Genomic DNA, 11,437 nt, shown 5'->3' with positions numbered 1-11,437 from the left:
GGGGAGAGGGGGAGAGGGGGGAAGAAATAATTATTGTTTTTTAATGAGGGTGGGTTTAATATATTAAACCCCTACATTCCTTATTACTCTTATCTTTGTTAATTCTTAATTCTTAATTCTTAATTCTTAATTCTTAATTCTTAATTACCCTTGATATTCGTCTATTTCAATTTTCACGGGTTTTACTTTCCAAATCTCATTGCAGTATTCATTGATAGTACGATCGCTAGAAAACTTCGCCATACGAGCGCTGTTGAGAATAGACATTCTAGTCCATTTTTCTTGATCTTGATAAGCCATGGCAACTTGTTTATGACACTCCACATAGGAATGATAATCAGCTAAAAGCATATATTGATCATCGTATAAGAGAGAATCCACAATGGGTTTAAACATTTCAGTATCCCCATGACTGAAATAACCACTAGCAATTCGATCGATCACTTCTCTTAATTCAGCGTTGGTATCATAATAATACTTAGGATTATAACCGTGAGCTTTAGTTTGAGCCACTTCTTCGGCGGTTAAACCAAACAAGAAGAAATTTTCTGCCCCAGCTTCTTCCCGAATTTCGATGTTTGCACCGTCTAAAGTACCGATAGTTAACGCACCATTCATGGCAAATTTCATATTACCTGTACCCGATGCCTCTTTTCCTGCGGTAGAAATTTGTTCGGATACATCGGCGGCAGGATAGATTTTTTGTCCTAAAGAAACGTTAAAATTAGGTAAAAATACCACTTTCAAACGTCCTCTGATGTCTGGGTCTTTATTGACTACATCTGCAACACTATTAATCAATTTGATGATCAATTTTGCCATAAAGTAACCGGGGGCGGCTTTTCCACCAAAAATGAAAGTTTGAGGGGCAATATGTAAATCAGGATCACGTTTGATGCGATTATATAGGGTGATGATATTTAAAACGTCTAGGTGTTGGCGTTTATATTCATGAATCCGTTTGACTAAGACATCAAAAATAGAGTTCACATCAACTTCGATCGCACGTTGTTTAAAGATGTAATCAGCTAATCTTTGTTTATTTGCTTGTTTGATGTCACGCCACTGACGACAAAAATCTGGATCATCAACATACTTCTCGATTTGTTGAATTTGGCTTAAGTCTTTTACCCAACCTTCCCCAATTTTAGAGGTGATTAATTGTGCTAATTTGGGGTTACTTAATACCATCCAACGGCGGGGGGTGACTCCATTAGTCTTATTGTAGAATTTTTCAGGCCAAAGGAAAGCAAAAGCGCTTAAAGTTTCTTGTTTTAATAATTGAGTGTGTAAGGCGGCAACCCCATTAATGGCATGACTACCGACACAAGCTAAGTTTGCCATGCGGACTTTTTTACCATTGCCTTCGCCGATAATGGATACTGCGGTGAGTAAATCTTCATTATTGGGATACCATGTGCGCACATCTTCGAGGAAGTGATGGTTAATTTCGTAGATGATTTCAAGGTGACGGGGAAGGAGTTTTTCAAATAAGCTCACATCCCATGTTTCTAAGGCTTCGGGTAAGAGGGTATGGTTAGTATAAGAAAGGGTTTTTTGGGTAATATGCCACGATCGATCCCAGTCTAAACCATGCTCATCCACAAACAAGCGCATCAATTCAGCTACAGCGATGGCGGGGTGAGTATCGTTAAGTTGAATGGCTACCCTTTCATGGAAGTTATCAAGGTTTTTGTTATTGCGCAGGTGAATGCGGATTAAATCTTGTAGCGATGCAGACACAAAGAAGAATTGTTGAGCGAGTCTTAATTCTTTTCCTGCTGGAGTATTATCGTTAGGATAAAGTACTTTGGAGATAGTCTCAGAGTTGATTTTTTCTTCCACGGCTCGATCGTAATTACCAGCGTTGAAAGCCTCAAAATTAAACTCCTCCGATGCTTCTGCTTTCCATAATCTCAAGGGGTTAACGGTATTAGTTTTATAACCCGGTACAGGAGTATCATGGGGAATAGCGATGACGGTTCGATCGGGTATCCATGAAACCCGATAATGTCCTTTACTATCATAATAACCTTGAGTATAACCGCCTAACTTCACTGGTACTGTTTCACTAGGGCGAGGTAATTCCCAAGGGTTGCCAAAACGTAACCAGTTATCGGGCATTTCTCCTTGCCAACCATCTCTTAAAAGTTGGAAAAAGATACCAAATTCGTAGCGAATACCGTAACCGATGGCAGGAATTTCCAAACTAGCCAGAGAATCGAGGAAACAGGCTGCTAATCGCCCTAAACCGCCATTTCCCAACCCCGGATCTGGTTCTTGTTCGATTAATTCGTTTAAATCTAAGCCTAATTCAGCGATAACTTTTTCAATTTCTTCGTAAATATTTAAGTTTACTAAGTTGTTCCCTAAATACCTACCCATTAAAAATTCAGCCGAAAAATAACAAACCAATTTGGTTTGCGGATTCTTTTTGTATGTTTCGGTAGTTTTTAAGAAACGATGTAATAATCTATCCCGAATAGTATAGGCTAAGGCTACATAATAATCGTAATTGGATGCTTGAGTTCGATCGATCCCTTGAATATAGAAAAGGTTGTCTAAAAACGCCCTTTTTAGGGTTTCTGGACTCATGCCAGTCCGATCGTCTTCTACTTTAATAGTGGGGGTACAAAATAATTCTGAGGTGGTTTCTTGAGTCATATTTATTGTCCATACTCTCTATACCTTTAAGGTTATCTGATTTTGTTTCGATCGAGGTATTTTTTTGTCAATGGACGTTAATTTTTGCGTAATATATAACAAATCTTAATAAATAAGCTAGAACGCATCCAAGTTTACCTGAGTTCGATATAAAAATAGGTGAGGGCTGACTTGGAAGACAGGCAGATTGTATTTCTGGTGAATGAATAAAATTCTCTCAAAAGTACATCAAATATTAGAGTTCTCCAATAATTATTTTTACCCGATTGAAATCGAACTCAGGTAACGTAGGGGTTTAATATATTAAACCCAACCTCAGCAAAAAATAACAAATAGGGGTTGCCTCATCATTTTTTATCTCGAACTCAAAGAATACTGTACCTGAAAAATGATAATATAGTGAAATCCTGACAAAAATATCGAACTGTTCAACTTCATTGAGAACAAAGAATAAAAGAATAATAATATGGTTTTAACAAATTCTTCCTCTGGCGATGTTGATGCTGTGGATGTAATAATGCCCTCAGAAACCCTATGTAATGGTTATATCAGTAATAGTGAAGAACAACTTACTCTATTGGCGGCTGCAGTACATAGCGCCCATGATTCGATCGTAATTACCACCACAGAATTAGACTATCCAGGTCCAGAAATTGTTTTTGTTAATAAGGCTTTTAGTAAAATGACGGGTTATGAGCCTTCGGAGATTATAGGTAAAACTCCCCGTGTTTTACAAGGTCCAAATACCGATCGAACTGTATTTAAAAATTTAAAACAATTACTAAGAAACGGTCAAGTATTTTTTGGGGAAGCCATCAATTACCGAAAAGATGGCAAAGAATTTTATAATCAATGGCATATTGAACCCATTACCAATAGTCACGGAGATTTAACCCATTATCTAGCCATTCAACGGGATGTTACTGATAAGATTAACACTCAAAAAAAATTAGTTTATGATGCCTTTCACGACTCTTTAACGGGATTAAACAATCGAGCATGGTTTTTAGAGAAATTACAGCATTGTTTACATAAAGCCAATGAATATCAAGATTATATTTTTGCCCTACTATTTTTAGATTTGGACGGTTTTAAACTGATTAATGATAGCTTAGGGCATTCTGTCGGGGATATTTTTTTACAGGAGGTAGCACAAAGAATTAAAAGTAGCATTCGAGATCAAGATAAATTAGCTCGTTTAGGGGGAGATGAATTTACTATTATTATTGAAGATGTCAAGGATTTAAGCATTATTTCTGAAATTGTCGATCGAATACAAACTTCTTTACAACAACCTTTGATTTTAGATTCTCAGGAAGTATTTACCTCCAGTAGTATTGGCATAAGCTTAAGTACTATGGGATATGAAAACTGTGAAGATATGGTGAGAGACGCAGATTTAGCCATGTATAGAGCGAAATCATTAGGGAAATCTCGATCGGCAATTTTCAATAAAACCATGCACAAAGTAGCCGTTAAAAGATTAAACCTTGAAAACGACTTGCGTAAAGCCTTAGAAAAAAATCAATTTGAGACTTATTATCAACCCATTATTAATGTAATTGATCAAAGCATTGTCGGTTTTGAATCTTTATTGCGTTGGCATCATCCCGAAGAAGGTTTCATTTCTCCTGCAGGATTTATTCCCCTCGCAGAAGAAACAGGATTGATTGTGGAAATCGGGGAATGGGTTTTACATCAGGCTTGTATTCAATCCCAACTGTGGCAAAATTTAATCCCTTCTCATTCTTTTGTGATCAATGTTAATCTTTCTCCCCGACAATTTAAACAATCTAATTTAGTGCAAAAAATAGAACAAATCTTACAGCAAACAGGCTGTAATCGAGATTTAATTAAATTAGAAATCACAGAAAGTGCTATCCTCGAAACCGATAACAAAGCCGATCGAATGTTAAATGAATTAAAAGAATTAGGTATTAAACTATGTATTGATGATTTTGGTACGGGTTATTCATCCCTCAGTCGTTTATATCAATTACCCATAGACATTTTAAAGATAGACGCTTGTTTTATTCGTGCCATCGGGCGCCATGAGAAAAAAGAGAAGATATTAGAAAGTATTGTCACTTTAGCCCATAATTTACAGATGCAAGTGGTAGCCGAAGGCGTTGAAACAGAGTTGCAATTCCAAAAAGTTAAACAACATCAATGCGAATATGTACAAGGCTATCTTTTTGGTCGCCCCACTACCAGTAGTGACATTGATAAACTATTAATGAAAAAGTTTTTGGTAAATGAAGAATGAAGAATGAAGAATGAAGAATGAAGAATTAAGAATGAAGAATTAAGAATTAGGAATTAGGAATGAGTAACGTAGGGGTTTAATATATTAAACCCAACCCCATCAAAAAATATAATTATTTCTCCCCCCTCTCTGGTTAACTCGTCTCATGGAGAAAATTAAGGGCATCGGCACATTTACGAGTAACTTCTTCAAGTACTTCTTTTTTGCCTGACACGGGAGGCTCAATAATATCTCCTATTTTGATCTGAATATCGATCGATCGGGGAAATTTTTTGCCCGATTCTAAGATTTTTTCTGTACCACATAAACACACAGGCAATAAAGGGGCTTGTGCTTTAGACGCAATCAAAGCCGCTCCTAATTTCGGATCATAAATTTTACCATCTGAGGTACGAGTACCTTCAATAAAAATACCCGTTGCCCATCCTTCCTCCAGTCGGGAAATGGCTTGACGTATGGCTTTTCGATCGACTCCTTCCCGATTCACAGGATAAGCGCCCAAAGCTGTGATAAGCTGTTTTAAACCGTTTTTAGTAAATAATTCTTCCTTTGCCATGTAAGAAACAGGGCGTGTAATAGCCGCCGATACTAAAGGAGGATCAAAAACACTAGCATGATTGCTGACTATAATTAACTTACCCTTGGGGGGAATTTTCTCTCTCCCCGTCACTTTACCTCGAAAATAAAGAGAAAAAACGGGATTTACCACAAACGATCGAACGAGATGATAAACTGTAGTCTTAGTTTTGACTATCTCTTGAGAGGGTAGATTTGTACTCATCCTTCTTGATAAAAATAAAATATATTATTAAAAATACGAAAAATCTAGTTATAGTTATGTCAAAAATTAATCTTATGCTAAAAAAGCCACAATTTATCTGCGGTTTATCCCTACTCACTTTATTATTATCGGTTTCTCCCGTTCGATCGCAAGGTGTCGAGCCAACCCTGACAAATTATAATTATAATCAAGACTTTATTTCCATTCCCATTGAAGTCATACCTCCCCAAAATATTCCTTCTACCACCTCAGCTTGTAGCTCTTTTATTGCCCCTGCTATGGAAGAAATTATTAGACGTTACGGAGGGGGTTGGGGTATTTTAGTGCAAAAACTATCAGACGGAGAAACAATTTATCATTATAATGCCGATCGAGGGTTTATCCCTGCATCCAACATGAAAATTTTAACAACGGCTGCGGCTTTACAAAGACTATCTCCTTCTACCACCATCAGCGCCAATAAATCCCTTCAAGAATGGGTAGCTGTGACAAATTTAAGAAGCGATAACTTTTATGCCGATACCCTCTTAAAAAGAATCGGCGGAGGTGCAACTGCTAAACAAATTTTAGCGGAATTAGGTATTAATCCCCAAGGCTTCCACTTCGCCGATGGTTCGGGTTTATCACGCCGTAACCTTGCCACTCCAAGGGTTTTAGTCGATACACTTAGGGTAATGTATTCTAATCCTAACAGGGATGTTTTCTTTGCATCCTTGCCTACTGCTGGAATAAGTGGCACATTGCGCAATCGTATGAGACAAACTCCCGTACAGGGTATTGTACACGCTAAAACAGGGACTTTAACAGGAGTTCGAGCTTTATCAGGGTATCTCGATCATCGAGAATACGGTACTTTAATATTTAGTATCATTGCCAATCATCCTAACCAATCAGGTACAGCATTAGTACGCGCCATCGATGAAATGGTTATCACCCTTAACACTACTGCATCCTGTCGATAATATAAGGAATTAGGAATTAGGAATTAGGAATGGATAGTTGTTAATTGGCTTGACTATAACATTAGATATGTCATTGCTTAACAAAGGGGGAATTATACAGAAGATTTGTCAATTCTTTCTTGGGAAACGCTTTAAATGAGTCGCTTTAGCAGACGGTAGCTATTAGACGTGTAATTTATTACACTGCGTGTTATTGATTAACACCTTTAATTCTCACTTCTTAATTCTTAATTCTGCATTCTTAATTCTTAATTATTAATTCTTATGACATCTAATCAAGCGTCCGAGAAACTTAATTTAACCACAAAATTCGCCTTCGGTGCAGGAGATATAGGACCAGCTTTTACTGCTAACATATTAATATTTTTCTTGATGCCTTTTTTTACCAATGTTGCTGGTATCAATCCAGCCATTGCTGGAAGTATTCTATTTGTAGGTAAAATTGCTGATGCTATTAATGATCCTATTATCGGGGTTTTTAGCGATCGAACTCAAACAAAATGGGGAAGGCGTATTCCTTGGATGATATTTGCGGCGATACCCTTCGGATTCACTTTTTTTTTACAGTGGATAGTACCGAAATTTAGTGATGATATTGCCCTCAATAATAATCTTTTATTTATCTATTACATGATGATAGGGATTGTTTTTAATATCTTTTATACGGCGGTAAATTTACCCTATCAAGCCTTAACTCCAGAGTTAACTCAAGACTATAATGAAAGGACTAATTTAAACAGTTTTAGGTTTAGTTTTTCCATCGGTGCTAGTATTGTTTCTTTGATTTTAGCAGGAGCAATTTTTGAAGTTTATCAAGGCAATAATCAAGAAAAATATTTAATTTTAGGCATAATTTCTACTATTTTTTCCACTTTACCATTATTTTGGTGTCCTTTGATTATTAAAGAAAGAGGTTATGAACCTTTATTAAACAAAAATCAACGCAAAATTACTGCTTATATCTTTATTTCGATCAGTTCGATCGCTATTATTTATAGTATCTTTAATTTTATAAATTCTACTTCAGGAGAAGATGTATTTAATGCCATTATTGCCCTCTTAATTGCTCTTTTTATTGGTATCATGGCATGGAGTTTAATTATAGCCAAAACCGAACCTCATTTATTTGAAGCACCATTAGGAAATACAGAAGAAAATACAGAACATAATTTGACTTATATTCAACAGTTAAAAATTGTTTTTACTAATCGCCCTTTTCTTTACGTTGTCGGTATTTATTTATGCTCATGGTTAGCAGTACAATTAACCGCTTCTATCCTAATTTATTTTGTGGTAAACTGGATGGGATTACCAGAAGCTGCATTTCCTAGAGTTGCCATCGCTGTGCAAGGTACAGCATTAGTAATGTTATTTATCTGGCAAAAAATCAGTAATAAACTAGATAAAAAAATCGTTTATTTTCTTGGTTCAGCTATTTGGATTATCGCTCAAATTGGTCTATTTTTAGTGCAACCGGGGCAGACATTTTTATTATATGCTTTAGCAATGTTAGCAGGGTGTGGAGTATCCGTAGCTTATTTAATTCCTTGGTCAATGATACCAGATGTGATCGATTTAGATGAATTAAATACAGGAGAAAGACGAGAGGGAATTTTTTATGGATTTATGGTGTTATTACAAAAATTTGGATTAGCATTTGGACTCTTTTTAGTAGGAATTGCTTTAGAGGCTTCGGGATTTATAAAACCCATTGAAGGGCAACCCATTCCCGTGCAACCAGAAAACGCATTATGGGCAATTCGCTTAGTCGTTGCACCCTTACCTGCCGTTGTTTTATTGGCTGGAATAGTACTATGTTATTTTTATCCAATTACACGAGAATATCATAGTCAAATTCGTTTACAATTACACGAAAAAAATAATTGAGAATCATCATTTTTGTAAAACAGGCATCTTGCCTGTAATAGTTTTATCAAAATTTATCAATTATTCAATGTGAAACGATAAAGATTGCTTCGTACCTCGCAATGACAAAATATTTTTTATTGTATGGAATTATCAGAAATGCCTCTATATTCAGAAAATGATAATATTTTACAAGTTGATTGGCAAAAAATAGCTCAAAATTTTCATGAAAAATATAGCTATAAATTAGCTGAAAAAAAGTATGTTTATCATCATCAAAAAGATGTTACTGGTACACCGAAAATTCCTAAAGATTTAATTTTAAGAGATTATCAAATAAAAGCGATCGAAAATTGGTTTAAAAATCGAGGTAGAGGTATCTTAAAAATGGCAACGGGTAGCGGTAAAACTATCACTGCTTTAGCCATCAATACCGAGTTATATCACCAAATTAATTTACAAGTTTTATTAGTAGTTTGTCCTTTTCGTCATCTGGTTTTACAATGGACTCAAGAAGCCGAAAAATTTAATTTATTACCTATTTTAGCTTTTGAAAATTCCCATACTTGGCATGGAGAATTGTCTCGACAACTTTATAATATCCATAATAATCAACAAAAATTTCTGACTATTATAACTACTTATTCTACTTTTATCGGCGATCGATTTCAAGGGCAATTACCTTTTTTTCCTCAGAAAACATTAATTGTAGGAGACGAAGCCCATAATTTAGGCTCACCTCGTTTATTATCATCTTTACCTGCTAATATTGGTTTAAGATTAGCCTTATCTGCTACTCCTGAAAGACACTTTGACGAAGAAGGTACAGATTTTTTAGTGGCATATTTTGGCAAGGTTTTAAAACCAGAATTTACCTTAAAAAATGCCATTGAAAAACAGGCTTTAGTTAAATATAATTATCATCCTATTTTAGTAGAATTAACCGATAAAGAAACTCTCCATTATGCTAAATTAACCAAAAAAATTGGTTGGGCTTTATCACAAAATAATAATATGGAAGATAACCATAATCTTAGATTATTATTACTCCGTCGATCGCGCTTAGTTGCTACTGCTAGTAATAAATTAATTGCCTTAAAAAGTTTAATGACGGAAAGGTTAGACATGAAAGCAACTCTTTTTTATTGCGGAGATGGTAACGTCAATCAAAATGAAAGGCAACTGGAGGCAGTCACAAGGATTTTAGGGAAAGAATTAAACTATCGAGTCAATACCTACACCGCCGAAACCCCTGTAGAAGAAAGAGAAAAAATCAAAAAACAGTTAATATCGGGAGAATTGCAGGGATTAGTGGCGATTCGTTGCTTAGATGAGGGAATTGATATTCCGATGATTGAAAATGCCGTGATTTTAGCCAGTAGCAGTAACCCTCGTCAATTTATTCAGCGACGGGGTAGAATTTTACGCCCCTATGAAGGCAAGAAAGAGGCGACTCTATTTGATATGATTGTCATACCACCGATTTTAGAACGAGAAGTGTGGGAAATCGAACGAAATTTGCTTAAAAAAGAGTTAAAAAGATTTATGGAATTTGCCTCTTTAGCTAATAATGCCGAAAGTGCGATCGAAATTCTGAATACTTTGCAACAAAATTTTTTATAATAAATCTTATTTTAAGTAAACAAGCGAATAAAAATGCTCAAAAATTAAATTCAGGTAGTTTTATAAAATTGGACAATATAAAACAATGCAAACATTGACAAAATATATTAGTTTAGAGGCTTTTTTGCAACAACCAGAAACAAAACCTACTAGAGAATATATAAATGGAAAAATTATCGAAAAACCAATGCCTAAAGGTAAACATAGTTTATTGCAAACGGAGTTAGCTAGTGAAATTAATTATTCTTTGAAGAAAAAAAGAATCGGTAGAGCTTTTAATGAATTAAGATGTACTTTTGGTCATAAATCCCTCGTTCCTGATATTAGTGTTTTTCAAACTGTGAATATTCCTTTAGATGAAAATGGAGAAATTGCTAATAATTTTAATAGCCCTCCTGATTGGACAATTGAGATTTTATCTCCCGAACAAAGCCCGATTAAAGTCATTAAAAATATTTCCCATTGTTTGGATTATGGTACTCAATTAGGATGGTTAATTGATCCTTTTGAAAAATGTATTTTAGTTTATGCTCCTTCTCAACAAGTTAAAATTTTTGAGAATCCTGAAACTGTAATTACTACTCCTAATTTTGCTCAAGATTTTTCTTTAACTGTAGGAGATTTATTTAATTGGTTAATCATTAATTAAGATTTCGATCGAGCCTAATCAATAATCTAACCTGATAAATTAGTACTCAATATTCTAATAATAACTTCGCATCTCGATCTTAATTTTTGGTAAACTTTTATTCATATTTTTTTCGCCTCTGTTTTATGGATAGCTAGAATGTCTTTAAAGATCATCCTATCGTGTCATGGAGTTAAGTTGATGAAAGCATTTGAAGTAATGGCAACCCTAAATAATGAAAAAGAACTGTTATTAGATGATCATTTAGATTTAGTGACACCTAGTAAAGTTAAAGTTATTGTGTTAGTATCCGATGAAAATGAGTTTGATCCTGATGATACCCCAGTAGAGGAGATTAAAGCTAGTTTAAGACGAGCTTTGCAAGAAAGAAAAGAAGGAAAAACTATACCAATTTCTGAACTATGGGAAGGAATTGATGACTAAATAATAAAATCATTTAAGGTTGCTATAATAATTTTTAATCGTTTTATAGAGAAGAATTATGACAAAACTTTCGATCGATATACCTATTCAAAATATAGCAGAATTAATAACCTCTATGAACAAACAGGAAATTGAAACCCTATATCTTCTTTTAACAGAAGAAGGGACAGAACTTTTAGAGAGGAAAAATGACGTTTTACTCA

The 11,437-nt window shown here is 35.0% G+C and carries 8 protein-coding genes; 6 read left to right on the top strand and 2 right to left on the bottom strand.

Going from position 1 to position 11,437, the window contains the following annotated elements; translation table 11 throughout:
* Positions 1–144 precede the first annotated feature (144 nt).
* Positions 145–2,664, bottom strand: a complete 2,520-nt coding sequence (locus ACN4EE_RS19750; protein ID WP_431708210.1) for a glycogen/starch/alpha-glucan phosphorylase — start codon at positions 2,662–2,664, stop codon at positions 145–147.
* A gap of 466 nt (positions 2,665–3,130) precedes the next feature.
* On the opposite strand from ACN4EE_RS19750, the gene ACN4EE_RS19745 reads away from it, so the two are divergent.
* Positions 3,131–4,930, top strand: coding sequence for a putative bifunctional diguanylate cyclase/phosphodiesterase (locus ACN4EE_RS19745; protein ID WP_431708209.1), 1,800 nt, complete (start codon positions 3,131–3,133; stop codon positions 4,928–4,930).
* 133 nt (positions 4,931–5,063) lie between these two features.
* On the opposite strand, the gene ACN4EE_RS19740 is transcribed toward ACN4EE_RS19745, so the two are convergent.
* Positions 5,064–5,711: a lysophospholipid acyltransferase family protein gene (locus tag ACN4EE_RS19740; protein WP_431708208.1), complete on the bottom strand. Its 648-nt coding sequence runs from the start codon at positions 5,709–5,711 to the stop codon at positions 5,064–5,066.
* 74 nt (positions 5,712–5,785) lie between these two features.
* Here ACN4EE_RS19740 and ACN4EE_RS19735 point away from each other — a divergent pair, with 74 nt between their 5' ends.
* From ACN4EE_RS19735 to ACN4EE_RS19715, 5 genes are all read left to right on the top strand, one after another.
* Positions 5,786–6,673 (top strand): D-alanyl-D-alanine carboxypeptidase/D-alanyl-D-alanine-endopeptidase, encoded by an 888-nt coding sequence (locus ACN4EE_RS19735; protein ID WP_431708207.1) that lies wholly within the window; start codon positions 5,786–5,788, stop codon positions 6,671–6,673.
* A gap of 264 nt (positions 6,674–6,937) precedes the next feature.
* Positions 6,938–8,560 carry an MFS transporter gene (locus ACN4EE_RS19730; protein ID WP_431708206.1) on the top strand — a complete coding sequence of 541 codons (1,623 nt, stop codon included), beginning with the start codon at positions 6,938–6,940 and terminating at the stop codon, positions 8,558–8,560.
* 123 nt (positions 8,561–8,683) lie between these two features.
* A complete protein-coding gene (locus tag ACN4EE_RS19725; RefSeq protein WP_431708205.1) occupies positions 8,684–10,162 on the top strand; it encodes a DNA phosphorothioation system restriction enzyme in 1,479 nt (492 codons plus the stop codon).
* A gap of 85 nt (positions 10,163–10,247) precedes the next feature.
* Positions 10,248–10,811, top strand: coding sequence for a Uma2 family endonuclease (locus ACN4EE_RS19720; protein WP_431708204.1), 564 nt, complete (start codon positions 10,248–10,250; stop codon positions 10,809–10,811).
* Positions 10,812–10,991: 180 nt separating this feature from the next.
* Complete coding sequence (locus ACN4EE_RS19715; protein ID WP_431708203.1) at positions 10,992–11,234, top strand: type II toxin-antitoxin system RelN family antitoxin; 243 nt, start codon at positions 10,992–10,994, stop codon at positions 11,232–11,234.
* Positions 11,235–11,437 lie beyond the last annotated feature (203 nt).

This window comes from Geminocystis sp. CENA526, from assembly GCF_050753365.1.
GTDB lineage: Bacteria > Cyanobacteriota > Cyanobacteriia > Cyanobacteriales > Cyanobacteriaceae > Geminocystis.
This window is presented reverse-complemented; position numbering and strand designations above follow the sequence as displayed.